The organism is Microbispora hainanensis (genome assembly GCF_036186745.1).
Classification (GTDB): domain Bacteria; phylum Actinomycetota; class Actinomycetes; order Streptosporangiales; family Streptosporangiaceae; genus Microbispora.
The window spans coordinates 7200667-7216208 of sequence record NZ_CP108086.1 but is presented as its reverse complement, the minus strand read 5'-3'; the positions used below and the strand labels follow the sequence as shown (position 1 = coordinate 7216208).

Sequence of the window (15542 nt, the reverse complement as noted above, 5' to 3'; positions counted from 1 at the left end):
AAAGTGAGTGACGCGGTGAGCGGCGTGACCTTCCCTGATACGGCGCTCGCGCTGATCCGCCGGTGGCGTGACGCGAGCCCCGACGCGGTCGCGGTGAGCGGCGCCGACGGCGTGCTGACCTATCGGGAGCTGCACGACAGGGTCGACCGGCTGGCCGCGCTGCTGCGCGCCCGCGGCGTCGGCCCCGAGGTTCCGGTGGGCCTGTGCCTGGAGCGCTGCCCCGGCATGGTCGTCGCCCTGCTCGCCGTGTGGCGGGCCGGCGGCGCGTACGTGCCGCTCGACCCGGGCTTCCCCGAAGAGCGGCTCCGGTTCATGCGGGAGGACGCGGGCATCCGGCTCGTGCTGGCCGGCCGGGGCGTCGAGTCGCGGCTGCTCGACGGCGTCCCCGACGTCGTCGAGCTCTCGCAGGACGGCGTTCCCCTGGCAGGCGGGGCGTCGGCTGACGGCGACGCGCCGGCCGACGGCCCGACGGGCGACCTGGCCTATCTCATGTACACCTCCGGTTCCACCGGCAGGCCCAAGGGCGTCGCCGTGCCGCACGGCGCGGTGGTCAACCTGCTGGAGTCCTTCGCCACCCTGCTGGAGCTCACGCCCCGGGACGCCTGGCTGGCGGTCACCACATTGTCGTTCGACATCTCGGTGCTGGAGCTCCTCCTGCCGCTGACCTGCGGCGCACGAGTCGTGGTCGCGTCCGGGCACGAGACGGCGGACGGCCGGGCCCTGCGGGCGCGTGCCGTGACCGAGGCCGTCACGATCATGCAGGCGACCCCGGCGAGCTGGCGCATCCTGCTCGAATCCGGCGGGGTTCCCGAGAACATCACGACCCGGCTGTGCGGCGGCGAGGCGCTGCCCCGCGACCTCGCCGACGCCCTCCTCGACGGCGGCGCCCGGCTCTGGAACGTGTACGGCCCGACCGAGACGACGGTCTGGTCGACGGCCGGGCGCGTCAGCCCGTCACCCGCCCCCATCGACCTCGGCGAGCCCATCGGCAACACGACCGTGCACATCCTCGGCCCCGGCGGGCGTCCCGTGCCGCCCGGCGAGGCCGGCGAGCTGCACATCGGCGGCGCCGGTCTGGCCAGGGGATATCGCGGCATGCCGGGCCAGACGGCCGCCAGGTTCCTGCCCGACCCGTTCTCCGGAGTGCCGGGGGCCCGCCTGTACGCCACGGGCGACCTCGCCAGGATCGAGAACGGCAGGCTCTGCTATCTCGGCCGGGCCGACCAGCAGGTGAAGGTGCGCGGGTTCCGGATCGAGCTCGGCGAGATCGAGAGCGTGCTGCGGGCCGCGCCCGAGGTCGCCGACGCCGCCGTCGGCGTCTGCGACGGCCCCGACGGGCTCCCGCGCCTGGTCGCCTACGTCGTACGCGCGACCGGGGAGGCCGGAGAGCAGGCGGAGCCCGGGGAGGCGGGGGAGGCCGGCCTGTGGCCGTCGCTGCGTGACCGGCTGCGCCGCGACGTGCCCGAATACATGGTGCCCGCGCACCTCGTGGTGCTGGACGCCCTGCCGCTCACCCCCAACGGCAAGCTCGACCGCAAATCCCTGCCCGTGCCCGAGTGGACCCGGGCGCGGAGCCGGCCGTACCGGCAGCCGTCCACCGCGCTGGAGGAGGACCTCGCGACGATGTGGGGGGAGGTGCTCGGCATCGCCGAGCCGGTCGGCGTCGACGACGACTTCTTCGAGCTCGGCGGGCACTCGCTGACCGCCACCCAGATCATCGCCAGGATCCAGGCGCGCTTCGCGACCAACGTGCCGATCGTGGTGCTGTTCGAGAACCCCACGGTGGCCGAGCTGGCGGCGGCGATGGACCGGCTCGACGACGACGACCTGGACCTCGCCGACATCGCCGCGCTCCGCGACGAGCTCGACGGCCTCAGTGCCGAGGACCTGGCGGCCGTGCTCGACGAGATGGCGTCGGACAAATGAGGGCGCCCCTGTCTCCGAGCCAGGAACGGCTCTGGCTGCTGCAGAGGCTCGACCCCGCCGACGCCTCCTACACCATGTACAACGTCCGCCGGCTGCGCGGACCCCTCGACGAGGCCGCCCTCGAAGGGGCCCTCGCCGACGTCGTGGCCCGCCACGAGGGCCTGCGCACCCGGTTCGAGGAGGAGGACGGCGTCCCCTGGGCGGTCGCCGAGCCGCCGGGGGCGGCGGGCACCGTCCCGCCGGTCCAGCGGATCCGGGCCGACGACGAGGAGCACGCCCGGCGGATCGTCGCCGAGCGGGTGAACGCGCCGTTCGACCTTGCCGAGGGCGTGCCGCTGCGCGTCGCGCTCATCACGATCGGCGCGCTCGACCATGTGCTGTGCGTCACGATGCACCACATCATCGGCGACGGCTGGTCGCTGGGGATCCTCTTCGACGACCTGGCGGAGTGCTACACCGCGCGCCTGCACGGGCGTGCGCCGAGCCTGGCGCCGCTGCCGGTCCAGCCGTCCGACTACGCCCGCTGGCAGCGCCGCCGCGCCGAGCGCGCGGTGCCGTACTGGCAGGAGCGGCTGGCCGACCCGCCGCCGCCCGACCTGCCCTGCGGCATGGGCAACGGGGGCAAGGGCCAGGGGGACTTCCAGGTCGTCCGGCTGGGCCGGGAGATCGCGGCCGAGCTCGACCGGCTCGCCCGCGAGAACAGGACCACGCTGTTCACCGTGCTCATGGCGGCCTACCAGGTGCTGCTCCACCGCCACACCGGCCACACCGACGTCCTCGTCGGCACGGCCGTGGCGGGCCGCGACCGGGTCGAGCTGGAGCCGATGATCGGCTATCTCTCGCAGACCGTCGTGCTGCGCGGAGACCTCGACGGCGACCCGTCGTTCACCGAGCTGCTGGCGCGCACCCGGCAGGAGGCGCTGACGGCGCTGAGCCGGCCCTCGGTGCCGTTCGAACGGATCGGGCATCCCGCCGAGGCGCTGATGCCGACCATGTTCATCCTGCACACCCAGGACCTGGGACTCAGCCGGGCGTTCGGCGACCTGTCCGTCGGCTACTTCCCGGACGGATATCGGCAGGTCAAGCTCGGCCTGTACGCCGAGGCGTGGTTCGAGGACGGCGAGATCGTCGTGTCGTTCGGCCACGACGGGTCCAGCGGGTCCCCGCACGAGGCGGAGGCCGTCCGCAGGCTCGCCGACCGTTTCCTGCTCCTGGTCGAATCGGCGGTGGCCGAGCCGCGCCGCCGGATCTCCGAGCTGCGCGTCTGGACCGGGGACGACGAGGCCGACATCCGGGCCATGGCCGGCGACGGCGCCGACACCGCCGGGGCCGCGGGTTCCGAGACGGTGCCCGAGATGATCGCGGAGGTCGTCCGGCGCACGCCGCACGCCGTCGCGGTGGTCTGCGGGGAGACCGAGGTCACCTACGGCGAACTGGACCGGCGGGCGGCACGGCTCGCCGCCGCGCTGCGGGCCCGGGGCGTGCGCCCCGGCGAGGTGGTCGGCGTCTGCCTGCCCCGCTCGGTCGAGGCGATCACCGCGTTGCTCGCCGTCTGGCGGGCCGGTGCGGCCTACCTGCCGTTCGAGCCGGAGGAGCCGGAGGAGCGGCTGGCCTTCTCGCTCGCGGACGCCGGGGCGACGCACGTGATCACGACCCGGGCGCTGCCCGCCGGGCTCACCGCCGTCGGCCCGCTGGCAGGCGAGGACGAGGCGGCCCTCGGCGACCGGGGCGAACCACAGGAGACGCGCCCGGGCGACCTGGCCTACGTGATCTCCACCTCCGGCTCCACGGGCAGGCCCAAGGGCGTCGCCGTCGAGCACCGCGCCATCGCGGCCCGGATCCGGTGGATGCGGGAGGAGTACGGCCTGGCCCCCGGAGACCGCGTCGTCCAGTTCGCGTCGCTGAGTTTCGACACCCATCTCGAAGAGGTCTTCCCCACGCTCGCCGCCGGAGCGGCCCTGGTGCTGCTGCCCGGCGGGGCGGCGACGCTGCCCGACCTGCTGGCCGCCCCGGGCGGCGAGCGGGTCACGATGCTCGACCTGCCCACCGCCTACTGGCACCACCTGGTCGAGGAGATCGACCAGATCGCCTGGCCGCCCGCGCTCCGCCTGGTCGTCATCGGCGGCGAGCAGGCGTCCGGCGGCGCGGTGGCGCGGTGGCACGGCCGGTTCGGCGACCGTGTCCGCCTGGTGAACACCTACGGCCCGACCGAGGCGGCGGTCATCGCGACCGCCACCGACCTCGGCCCGACGCCGTACGGCAGGCCCCCGATCGGCCGGCCGGTCGGCGCGACGACGGTCCACGTGCTCGACGCGGCCGGGGCGCCGGTGCCGAAGGGCGTGATCGGCGAGCTGGTCATCGGCGGCGCCGGGGTGGCGCGCGGTTACCTGCGCCGCCCGGCGCTCACGGCCGCCGCCTTCGTCCCCGACCCGCTCGGGCCGCCCGGATCGCGGAGATACCGCACCGGCGACCGGGCGCGCTGGAACCAGGACGGCACGCTGGAGTTCCTCGGACGGCTCGACGGGCAGCTCAAGGTCCGCGGCTTCCGCATCGAGCCGGGCGAGGTCGAGGCGCGGCTGCTCGACCATCCGGGCGTCGGCCAGGCGTTCGTCACGGTCCACGCCGAGGAACTGGTCGCGTACGTCACCGGGACCGCGACCGGGGAGGAGCTGGCCGCGCACCTCGCGCGGACCCTGCCGCGCCACCTCGTGCCGACCGCCTGGGTCGTGCTCGACGCGCTGCCGCTCACCAGCCGCGGCAAGGTGGACCGCGCGGCCCTGCCCGCGCCGGTGCGGGCCTCGTCGGCCGGGCACGTCGCGCCCAGCACGGACGCGGAGCTGCTGGTGGCCGAGATCTGGTCGGAGCTGCTCGGCGTGGACACCATCGGCGTGAACGACGACTTCTTCACGCTGGGCGGGCACTCGCTGCTGGCCACGAGGATCGCGGCCCGGCTGCGCCGGGCGACCGGGGTGGAGGTCCCGGTCCGGACGATCTTCGAGCGGCGCACCGTGGCCGAGCTGGCGGTCGCGCTGGAGGACCTCCTGGTGGCCGAGCTGGAGGAGATCTCGGACGAGGAGGCCGAGCGGCTGCTCTCGTCCGCCGACCTCTGACCGCGCGGCGGGCGTCCACGTCGTCCGGGCGCCCGCCGCACGTCCTGCGGGCGCCGGGTCGTCCGGTCAGGAGGCCGGCGCGTCCAGGTAGTCGCCGTGCTCCAGGTCGTCGAGCAGGCCCGGGTGGGCGGGCGACCAGCCGAGCAGCTCCCGCGTGTACGCGCTGGAGACGGGCCCGTCGAAGCCGTAGACGGTGGCCATGAACGGGCTGACGTAGTGCGTGGCGGCCTCCTGCGGGGTCAGCGAGACCGTGGGCACCCCCAGACCGCGGGCGATCGTCTCCGCGATGCTCCTCATCGTGACGCCGCTTTCCGCCACGCCGTGCAGCACGCTGCCCGCGGGCGCCTTCTCCAGCGCGAGCCGGAACAGGACGGCCGCGTCGAGCCGGTGCACCGCGGGCCACCGGTTGGCGCCGTCCCCGACGTACGCCGAGACGCCGGTCTTCCGCGCGGTGGCGATGAGCATGGGGATGAACCCGTGGTCGCGGGGACCGTGGACGGTGGGGGCCAGGCGGACCACGCTCGCGAGCACTCCCCGGGCGGCGAAGTCCAGGCAGGCCCGCTCACCCGCGATGCGGAAGCCCGCGATCCCGGCCGTGTCGGGCTCGTCCTTCTCGGTGGCCTCCCGGCCGGCGGGCATGACCAGGGTGCCGGAGGTGACGACGAACGGCTTGCCCGAGTGTTCCAGCGGCCGGCCGAGCGTCTCGATCGCGGTCCGGTCGCGTCTCATCATGTCGTCGAGGTCGGAGAAGTCGCCGCCGTAGGCCATGTGCAGGACTCCGTCGGCGGCCTCGGCCCCCCGGCGCAGACTGTCGAGATCGTCCAGAGAGCCGCGGTGGGGTGCGGCGCCCAGCGACTCCAGCCGGGCGGCGGCGGCGTCCGAGCGCGCGAGACCGGTGACGGTGTGACCGGCCGCGATGAGTTCGGCGACGACCGCGGGGCCGGTCTGGCCGGAACCGCCGGTGACGAAGACATGCATGTGACACTCTCCCACATAACGTCAGTGACTGGCACTAAGTAGCGCCAGTCGCTGACCTTACGTAGTGCCAGTGACTGGCGTCAAGTAGCGCCAGTGACTGACATATGCGGTATTCTCGGAGGGTGCCACGAAGCGGAGCAGAAGCGCGCCGCCGTCTTCAGCAGGCGGCCCTGGAGCTATATCGGGAACGCGGGTTCGACCAGACCACCACCGCCGAGATCGCCGCCAGGGCCGGCGTGAACGAGCGCACGTTCTTCCGGCACTTCCCGGACAAGCGCGAGGTGCTCTTCGACGGCGAAGCCGACCTGCGCGCCGCGCTGACACAGTCGGTGGCCGAGGCGCCTGATGACCTGCAGCCGCTCGAAATCCTGCTCCGCGCCTTCCGGAAGGCCGAAGGGATTCTCGAGGGCAACCGCCCGTTCGCCGAACCACGCCTGCGGGTCATCGCGGAGACGCCGGCACTGCGGGAACGCGATCTGGCCAAGGCCGCGTCGATGAGCGAGGCCCTGGCGGAGGCGCTGCGGCGGCGCGGCGTCCCCGACCGGCTGGCCGGCCTGGCCGCGCAGACCGGCTGGGCCGCCTTTCACCATGCCATGCGGGACTGGATCGACGACCCCTCGCGGAGCCTGGACGCACATCTTCTCCAGGCCTTCGACGACCTGCGCGCCCTCTCCCTGACCGTCCCACCGGCACAGGCATCAACGCAGGCATCGGCGCTGGCGCAGGCGCGGCCCGGAGACTGACGTCACTGCCCCCCATGACCGCCGATCGCCCTGGCTCACGGCAGGGACCGCGCGAAGCTGTCCCGCGAAAACAGAACCGCCGCGCACCCCGGAGGGTGCGCGGCGGTCTCGTGGTCGCCGTCGCGCGTCAGGCGGAGGCGCGGATCACCAGGTGCGTGTCGAGGATGACGACCGGCTGCTCCAGCGGCTCGCCGTTGATCCGGGCGATCAGGAGCTGGACCATCTGCCGGCCCATCGCCTCGGTGGGCTGGTGCACGCTCGTGAGCTGCGGATCGGTGTGCAGCGCCACCTTGGAGTCCTCGAAGCCGATCACCGCGACGTCGTCGGGCACGCTCAGGCCCTGCTCCTTCAGCACCCGCAGGGCGCCGACCGCCATCGGGTCGGAGGCCGTGAACACGGCGTCCAGATCGGGGTGACGGGCGAGCAGATCGCGCATGCCCGCCTCCCCGCTCTCCTCGGAGAAGTCGCCGTACGCGACCCGCTCGGTCATCCCGGTGGCCAGCAGCGCGTCGCGGTATCCGGCGAGACGGTCGACACCCACGCCCATGTCCTGCGGACCGGCGATGGTGGCGATCTTGGTACGGCCCTTGGAGAGCAGATACTTGACCGCCTGCCGGGCGCCGGCCCGGTTGTCCATGTCGACGAAGCTGTACGGGTTGAGCCCGACCGGGCGGCCACCGAGCACGGTCGGCACGCCCAGCTCCTCCAGCCGTCCCGGCAGGGGGTCGGCACCGTGCACCGAGGTGAGCAGCACGCCGTCGACGTGCTGGCCGGTCAGGTAGTGCTCCAGCCGGTCGTGCTCGGCACGGTTCTGCGCCATCGTGAGGATGAGCTGGAGGCCGGTCTCCGCCAGGGCGGAGCCGATGCCGCGGATCAGCCCGGCGAAGTACGGCTCGTCGAAGACACGCTGCTCCGACTCCGACACCACCAGAGCGATGGTGTCGGTCCGGTTGGTCACGAGGGTGCGCGCCGCCCGGTTGGGCACGTAGCCGAGCTCCTGAATCGCCAGTAACACCGCGTCGCGGGCACGGTCGCTCACCTTGGGCGAGCCGTTGATGACCCGCGACACGGTGCCGCGACCGACCCCGGCGCGCGCGGCGACCGCTTCCAGAGTCGGCCGGCCTCCGGAACGGCGGTCCCCGTTCATCTATACTGCCCCCTTATCGAGTCTGCGCTTATTGTGCCCGACCCAGCAGGCCGCCGTGTCTGATGGTGTCGGCATACCACAAAGCGCTTGATTTCATGGTCCTCGCCTGGGTCTCGTAGTCGACGTACACGAGACCGAAGCGCTTGCCGTAGCCCCAGGCCCACTCGAAGTTGTCCATCAGGGACCAGGCGAAGTAGCCCTGGAGCGGGATGCCCGACTCGATGGCCGTGTGGCAGGTCCTCAGGTGGGCCTCGATGTAGGCCACCCGCTCGGGGTCGTGGACGGTGCCGTCCTCGCCGATCACGTCGTCGTAGGCCGCGCCGTTCTCGGAGATGTAGAGCGGGATCCGGGGGTACTCGTCGGAGATCCGCCGCAGCATCTCCAGCAGGCCGCTGTCGTCGACCTCCCAGCCCATCGAGGTGACCGGGCGGCCGCCGTTGACGAAGCCCACGTGCTCGCTGCCGATCCACGGAGACCCGGAGTCCGTCGGCGCGGCGGCCGCGGAGGCGGCGCCGCCGGGCGCGCCCGAGACGGTGAAGCGGCTGTAGTAGTTGATCAGCAGCATGTCGATCGGGGCCGCGATCGTGGCGAGGTCGCCGTCGTGGATGAACTCCATGTCGGACAGGCTGCTCAGGTCGGCCAGCACGTCCTCCGGGTAGGAGCCCTTGAGCAGCGCGTCCAGGAAGAAGCGGTTCTGCAGCCCGTCGATGCGGCGGGCGGCGTCCTGGTCGGCCTCGCTGTTCGTGGCGGGCGTGACCGGATAGACGTTGACGCAGCCGCCGATCAGCGAGTCGGGGTTCTGCGCCCGCATCGCCTGGACGGCCAGGCCGTGCGCGAGGTTGAGGTGGTGCGCGGCGCGCAGCGCGGCGGCCGGCTCGCGCCGTCCGGGGGCGTGCTCGCCCGAGGCGTAGCCGAGGAACGCGGCGCACCAGGGCTCGTTGACCGTGCTCCAGTTCTTGACCCGGTCGCCGAGCTCGGCGTGCACGGTCGCGGCGAAGTCGGCGAAGCGCTTCGACGTGTCGCGCGACGGCCACCCGCCCGCGTCTTCGAGTGCCTGGGGGAGATCCCAGTGATAGAGCGTCAGCCACGGGTCGATGCCGTAGCTGAGCAGCTCGTCGACGAGCCTCTTGTAGAAGTCGAGGCCCTTGCTGTTGTACGCGCCGGAGCCGTCGGGCTGGATCCGCGGCCAGGAGACGGAGAACCGGTAGGCCGTGAGGCCGAGGTCCGCCATCAGCTTGACGTCCTCGCGATACCGGTTGAAGTGGTCGATGGCGATCTCGGCGGTGTCGCCGCCGACGATACGCCCGTCCTGACTACAGAAGGTGTCCCAGATGGAGCGTCCCCGCCCGTCGGCGGTGAGAGCGCCTTCGATTTGGTAAGCGGAGGTGGCGGCGCCCCAGACGAACCCGGTGGGGAACATCACGCTGGGGGCCTCTGCCTCGGGACGTGTGCCTTGCGTTGTCACGCCTTGACCGCACCTTCCATGAGTCCGCCGATGATCTGTCGGCCGAACGCGATGAAAACGACGATGAGCGGGAGGATCGACATGAGCGTGCCGCTGAAGATCAGCACGTAGTCCGTCCCGTACTTCGCGTTGAGCGAGTTGATGGCGACCTGGACCGTCGGGTTGTCCGGCGTCAGCACGATCAACGGCCACATGAAGTCGTTCCAGATCAGCATGAACGTGTTGATGCCCAGCACCGCCATGCCCGGCCGTACGGCCGGCAGGACGACGTTCCACCAGATCCGCAGGGTGGAGGCGCCGTCGACGCGGGCGGCCTCGACCAGCTCGTTGGGCACGGCCTGCTGGGTGTACTGCGTCATGAGGAAGACGCCGAAACCGTTGAGCAGGTACGGCAGGATCACAGCCTTGATCGAGCCGACCCATTCGAGGCTGACCATGAGCCGATAGAGGGGGACGATGCCCATCTGCTGCAGCGGGACCATCATGGTCAGCAGCACCAGCAGCAGCAGGACCTTGCCGCCCTTGAAGTTCAGCCGGGCGAACGCGAAGCCGGCGAACGTCGAGATCACCACCACCGAGACCGTCACCGTGCAGGCGATGATCAGGGAGTTGGTGAGACCGGTCAGGTAGTGCGCGTCGGGGTTGGACAGCACGCGCTGGATGTTCTCCCCGAGCTTGCCGCCGGGCAGGAACGGCGGCGGCATGTCGGTCGCCTCGGTGTTGGTGCGCGAGGCGATGACGATCATGTAGTACAGCGGGAACGCCGAGATGATGATCGTGACCGCGAGGATGAGCCTCGTCATCGGCGTGGCGTTCCAGAGGCCGGCGGTACCTCCCGGCGCCTTGGCGCGGCGCCGCCGCGTGGTGGCGGGCGCGGAGAGCGTGGTCACTTGTTGCCCCCGATCCGGCGGATGAGCAGGAAGTTGATGGCCGATCCGATGAGGATGAGCAGGAACAGCAGCCAGGCGGCCGCGGAGGCGTAGCCGTAGTCGAACTCGCGGAAGCCCTGCTCGAAGATGAACATCGACACGGTCTGGAACTGGCTGTTGGTGCCGCCGTGGACGTTGCCGTTGTAGAACGTGGTCGGCTCGGAGAACAGCGTGAGGCCGCCGATGGTGGAGTTCAGGACCACGAAGATCATCGTGGGCCGGAGCATCGGGATCGTGATCTGCCAGAACTGGCGCCGCCGCGACGCGCCGTCGATCGACGCCGCCTCGTAGAGGTCCTTCGGGATCGTCTGCATGCCGGCCAGGAAGATGATCGCGTTGTAGCCGGTCCAGCGCCAGTCGATCATGGTCGCGATGGCGAGCCAGGAGGGGAGACGCTCGGCCTTCCAGTCGATGGGATCGACCCCGAACCAGCCCAGAACCCAGTTGATCACGCCCCAGTCGCGCCCGTAGAGCTGGGTGAAGACGACCGCCACCGCGACGACAGAGGTGACCAGGGGGAGCAGGACGCCCAGCCGGACGAACAGCTGCGCCTTGATCCGCTTGTTCAGCGCGTTGGCCAGCATCAGGGCCAGCAGCATCTGCGGAACCGTCGCGATGATGAACATCGCGAGGGTGTTGACGACCGCCCTCCAGAAGGCGGCGTCGTCGAGCATGGCGGCGTAGTTGCCGAGACCCGTCCACTCGACCGTGCCGGTGAGGTCGTAGTCGAAGAACGAGTAGTAAAGGGTGAAGCCCAGCGGGAAGAGCCCGAAGATCAGGAAGAGCAGGTAGTAGGGAGAGACCAGGAGGTACGGCGCGGCCTTGAGGTCCAGCCAGGTCATGAAGGACCGGCCCGGTCTCGACCGGACATGCTTCCGATTGGGCGGCATCGGTGCCCGGGTGGGTTGCCCGGCGTCGACGTGCAGGCTCATAAGTTACCTTTCGGGTGAAAGCAGGCGACCGGCCCGCCGGCGGGGGTGCCGCTGCGGCGGACCGGTGCTCACCTGGCGGGCGTGATCAGCCCGCGGCCTTCACGGCGTCGTCGACGAGCTTCTTCCAGCCGTCGGCGTACGGCACGGAGCCGTCGTCGATGGCGGAGACGACCGACTCGATGGCGTTCTTGACCTGGGCGTGCTTCACACCGAGGAAGACCGGCTGGAGCGCGGAGGCCGACTTGGCGAAGATCTCACCGACGGGGGCGTCGTTGAAGTACTCGTTCTTCGCGCCCTGGACGGCCGGGTCCTGCTGCGCCTGGATGTTGGACGGCATGTTGCCGGCGTAGGTGAAGACGCTGACCTCGGCCTCCTTGCCGGTCAGGTAGTCGAGGACCTGCGCCGCCTCCTTGGGGTGCTTCGACTGCTTCGGCACGGCGAGCCAGGAGCCGCCCCAGTTGCCACCGTCGCCGGGCACCGCCGCGACGTCCCACTTGCCCTTGAAGTCCGGTCCGGCGCCGCCGTCGCCGCTGACCGCGCCGAGCATCCACGACGGGCAGCCGAGGGTGGCGAACTGCGACTTCTTCATGCCGGTGTTCCACTCCGGCGTGAAGTTGCGCAGCTTGGCCGTGAGGCCCTCCTGGCTGATCCTCTGGGCGAAGTCGTATGCCGTCTTGACCGCCGGGTTCTTGTCGACGATCAGGTTGTTGTCCTTGTCGAAGTAGGAGACGTTGCCGTTCTTGGCGGCCTCCTGCACCAGGACCACGTTGTAGAGCGTGTTGGTGCCGTCGACGAACTTCGTGTCCTTGATCTTGTCCTGGAACTTGTGGGCGACCTTGATGAAGTCGTCCCACGTCGGCCAGAGCTTGCTGACCTCGTCACGGTCGGAGGGCAGGCCCGCCTTCTCGAACAGGTCACGGCGGTAGCACAGGCTCATGCCGCCGACGTCGGTGCCGAGGCCGAACAGCTTGCCGTCGGCGGTGACGCCGTTCTCCCACTTCCAGGCGGCGAAGTCGCCCTTGCGGTTCTGCAGGCCGAACTCGCCCAGGTCGGCCCACCACTCGGGGTGCGCCTTGGCGAGACCCATGCCGCCCTCGTCGATGCCGACGACGTCACCGGCGCCCGCGCCGGACTGCAGCCACTGGATCATCTGCGGCCAGTAGACCTGCTCGAACTGGTCGGTCAGGTTGTCGTACTTGATCTGGATGTCCTTGTGCTCGGCGTTCCACTTGTCGACGGCTTCCTTGTAGCCGAAGTTCTTGCCGCCGCCGAACGTCTGGAGCGTGATGGTGACGGGACCGGCCGCCGCCGAGGACCCGCCGCCCGACGCCGTGCCGGTGCTGTCGTCCGACCCGCAGGCGGCGGCGCCGAGAGCCAGCGCCGCCACCGCGGCGACCGCGAGCAGCCTGCCGCGGCGCGAGTGTGCAATCATTCCGGACCCCTCTCAGGTGGTATCCCGAATCGTCTGTGGGAGTGCATCCCAGGCCGGTCCCCGATCTCACGGCCCGCGATCGATGGTTGTGCTCGGTGCTCCCGCCCTGTGCCGAGCACGTTGGGAGCGCTCCCACGAAGGGTCCTCTATGAGCAACCGAGGCGTCAATATGCCGAAACCTAACTGTTACTCCCAGGGTGGTTAGAGCTGGTCAATGGGACATACTAGGACATACCACGCTTGGGAGCGCTCCCATATCCATATGGGCAGAAATGAATAGCGGACGCCCCCAACGTGCCGGGGCGTCCGCCCTTATCCGTTCCGCCGCCTCACCCGCCGGGGGCGCCCGCCGTGCCCACGGACACTCCGCCGCTCACCGAGACACCTGTGCCCGAAATCACAGGACCCGCGGCGTCCGCCAGCCGGCAGACCGGTCCCGAGCAGGCCCGCAGCAGCGTGAGCCGGGCCGACAGCGCCGTGATCAGGCCCGGGTCGGCCGTCGCCGCGAGGTTGTGCAGCTCCGCCGGGTCGGCGCGCAGGTCGTAGAGCTGCCGCTCCCCGGTCTCGTACTCCACGTACGCGTATCGGTCGTTCCGCAGCATCGCGTACGTGGGAGGCGAATGCGGCGAGTAGGAGGGATGGTAGAACTCGGTGAGCACGGCGTCGCGCCAGGGGACGGCCTGCCCGCGCAGGAGCGGGACGAGCGAGCGGCCCTCGGCCGTGGGCGGGACCACGGCCCCGCCCAGCTCGGCGAACGTGGGCGCGAGGTCCACCGTCGAGGTGAGCCGGTCGATCACGCCCCCGGCCGGCACGCCCGGGCCGCGCACCACCATCGGCACCCGGATGTCCTCCTCGAAGGGCGTGGTCTTGCCCGGCCGCAACCGGTGCTGGCCCAGGTGGAAGCCGTTGTCGGAGGTGAAGAAGATGTAGGTGTCGTCGAGGCGGCCCGCCCGGCTCAGCGCCTCGACCAGCGCGCCCACCATGTCGTCCACGCCGAGCATGGCGCGCAGCCGGTCGCGGTGGACGCGGTCGATCCTGCGGATGTCGGCGGCCGACAGCGGCGTGCGCTCACGCAGCCAGCCGGGCTCGGCGGACACGTCGGCCTGGTCGAACGACGCGGTCCGGGGCGCCTGCTCCCCGGCGAAGGCGGCGGCGTGACGCGGCGCGTGGTGCGCGGGCAGGTGCGGCGCCACCGGGGCGAGGTAGAGGAAGAACGGGGCGTCCCCCCGCGTGGTGTCGGTCGCGAACGCCGTGGCCTTGGCGCTCAGCACGTCCTCCAGGTAGTCCTCGGGGGCGTGGCCGTAGCGCCGGATCACACCGTTCTCGTTGAGCGCGTAGCCGTACTCCTGGTAGAGCCGGGTGACCGGAACGTGCCACTCGTCCCAGCCGGGCGGGATGTAGGTGCGCGGCGCGCCCTCGGGATAGTTGTTGAGATATTTGCCCATGAGCGCGGTGCGGTAGCCCGCGTCGTGCATCCACGTCCCGAGGGTGGACGCCTCCAGTGGCCGGAACTTCGGGAATCCGCCGGTCGGCGACCGGTTGCTGTCCACGTGGTGGCTGTGCATGTACTGCGAGCGCAGGATGGACGAGCGGGAGGGGCAGCACCAGGGATTGGTGACGAAGAAGCGGGACAGCGTGGTGCCCTGGCGCACCAGCAGGTTGGTGATGTTGGGGAACCGGCTCAGGTCGGCCGCGTCCAGGTCGTCGGCGAGGATGAGCACGATGTTGGGCCGTTGGGCCGCGAGCGCGAGCGCGAGTGCGGGGGCGGGCGCGCGGGACGCGCCGGTGAGCCCGAGGCACAGCAGGAGCGCCGCGGCGAGCCCGGCCCACAGCTTTCTCGATGGTCGTGGTTGGGGCACGGCAGCAATCATTGCCACGCGTTCGCCTGGGGAAACGTACGCAACGTGATCGCGTGACCGCGGCGCGTCCCGGTTCATGGAAAAATCTGGTCGATCCTCCCTGCCTCAGCCGACCACGGCGGGGTCGGGGCCGAGACGGCGGCCCTCGTCGAGGCCGTTGATGGTGGCCATGTCCTCCGGGCTCAGCGCGAAGTCGAAGACGTCGATGTTCTCCCTGATGCGCGACGGCGTCACCGACTTCGGGATCACCACGTTGCCGAGCTGGATGTGCCAGCGCAGCACCACCTGCGCCGGCGTCTTGCCATACTTCGCGCCGATCTCGGCGAGGACGGGCAGATCGAGCAGGCCCTTCCCCTGGCCGAGCGGGCTCCACGCCTCGGTGACGATGCCGCGTTCGGCGTGGAAGCCGCGCAGCGCCCGCTGGGCGAACAGCGGGTGCAGCTCGACCTGGTTCACGGCGGGGGTCACCGTGGCCTCGGCGAGCAGGCGCTCCAGCGTGTCCACCCCGAAGTTGGACACCCCGATCGCCCGCACCCGTCCGTCGGCGTACAGCTTCTCCAGGGCCTTCCACGTCTCGACGTACTTGCCGCGCCGGGGCGCGGGCCAGTGGATCAGGTAGAGATCGAGGGTCTCCAGGCCGAGCCGCCGCATGCTCTCGTCGAAGGCGCGCAGCGCCTCGTCGTAGCCCTGCTGGTCGTTCCACAGCTTGGTGGTGACGAACAGCTCCTCGCGAGGGACGCCCGAGGCGCGCAGGGCGCGGCCGACACCCTCCTCGTTGCCGTACAGCGTGGCGGTGTCGATGCTGCGGTAGCCGGATTCGATGGCGGTCGTCACGGCCTTCTCGGCCTCGTCGTCGGTCATCCGCCACACCCCCAGGCCGAGCTGAGGCATCCGCACGCCGTTGTTGAGAGTGATCGCGTTCATGCGTCCCATGCTGCCGTAACGCGCCGAGGCGATCCCTTCGGGGTCTGTTCACCGTGCGTTCCCGTCCCCGTCGTGTCGGGCGGCTAGGTTGAGCGCG

11 protein-coding genes are annotated in these 15542 nt (G+C 71.0%); 3 read left to right on the top strand and 8 right to left on the bottom strand.

Going from position 1 to position 15542, the window contains the following annotated elements:
- The first annotated feature begins 3 nt into the window (after window positions 1-3).
- Window positions 4-1926, top strand: a complete 1923-nt coding sequence (locus OHB01_RS33045; protein WP_168065998.1) for a non-ribosomal peptide synthetase — start codon at window positions 4-6, stop codon at window positions 1924-1926.
- Window positions 1923-5036 carry a non-ribosomal peptide synthetase gene (locus tag OHB01_RS33040; protein WP_147942764.1) on the top strand — a complete coding sequence of 1038 codons (3114 nt, stop codon included), beginning with the start codon at window positions 1923-1925 and terminating at the stop codon, window positions 5034-5036. The genes OHB01_RS33045 and OHB01_RS33040 overlap by 4 nt, the downstream gene beginning before the upstream one ends.
- Before the next feature lie 66 nt (window positions 5037-5102).
- Here OHB01_RS33040 and OHB01_RS33035 read toward each other — a convergent pair whose 3' ends face one another.
- Window positions 5103-6014 (bottom strand): SDR family oxidoreductase, encoded by a 912-nt coding sequence (locus OHB01_RS33035; protein WP_142648316.1) that lies wholly within the window; start codon window positions 6012-6014, stop codon window positions 5103-5105.
- Window positions 6015-6136: 122 nt separating this feature from the next.
- Between OHB01_RS33035 and OHB01_RS33030 the strand changes: the two genes are divergently transcribed.
- Complete coding sequence (locus OHB01_RS33030; protein ID WP_328854473.1) at window positions 6137-6757, top strand: TetR family transcriptional regulator; 621 nt, start codon at window positions 6137-6139, stop codon at window positions 6755-6757.
- A gap of 127 nt (window positions 6758-6884) precedes the next feature.
- On the opposite strand, the gene OHB01_RS33025 is transcribed toward OHB01_RS33030, so the two are convergent.
- The 7 genes from OHB01_RS33025 to OHB01_RS32995 form a co-directional block, all read right to left on the bottom strand.
- Window positions 6885-7904, bottom strand: coding sequence for a LacI family DNA-binding transcriptional regulator (locus tag OHB01_RS33025; RefSeq protein ID WP_142648318.1), 1020 nt, complete (start codon window positions 7902-7904; stop codon window positions 6885-6887).
- 28 nt (window positions 7905-7932) lie between these two features.
- Window positions 7933-9324, bottom strand: a complete 1392-nt coding sequence (locus tag OHB01_RS33020; RefSeq protein WP_142648386.1) for a GH1 family beta-glucosidase — start codon at window positions 9322-9324, stop codon at window positions 7933-7935.
- A gap of 41 nt (window positions 9325-9365) precedes the next feature.
- Complete coding sequence (locus tag OHB01_RS33015; RefSeq protein ID WP_142648319.1) at window positions 9366-10259, bottom strand: carbohydrate ABC transporter permease; 894 nt, start codon at window positions 10257-10259, stop codon at window positions 9366-9368.
- Window positions 10256-11230: a carbohydrate ABC transporter permease gene (locus tag OHB01_RS33010; RefSeq protein ID WP_142648320.1), complete on the bottom strand. Its 975-nt coding sequence runs from the start codon at window positions 11228-11230 to the stop codon at window positions 10256-10258. The genes OHB01_RS33015 and OHB01_RS33010 overlap by 4 nt, the downstream gene beginning before the upstream one ends.
- Window positions 11231-11315: 85 nt before the next feature.
- On the bottom strand, window positions 11316-12662 hold the full coding sequence (locus tag OHB01_RS33005) for an ABC transporter substrate-binding protein (RefSeq protein ID WP_142648321.1): 1347 nt from the start codon (window positions 12660-12662) through the stop codon (window positions 11316-11318).
- 329 nt (window positions 12663-12991) lie between these two features.
- A complete protein-coding gene (locus OHB01_RS33000) occupies window positions 12992-14521 on the bottom strand; it encodes a sulfatase (RefSeq protein ID WP_142648387.1) in 1530 nt (509 codons plus the stop codon).
- A gap of 105 nt (window positions 14522-14626) precedes the next feature.
- The gene (locus OHB01_RS32995; protein WP_328854472.1) at window positions 14627-15445 is read right to left on the bottom strand and encodes an aldo/keto reductase; all 819 of its coding nucleotides are present in this window, start codon (window positions 15443-15445) and stop codon (window positions 14627-14629) included.
- Window positions 15446-15542 lie beyond the last annotated feature (97 nt).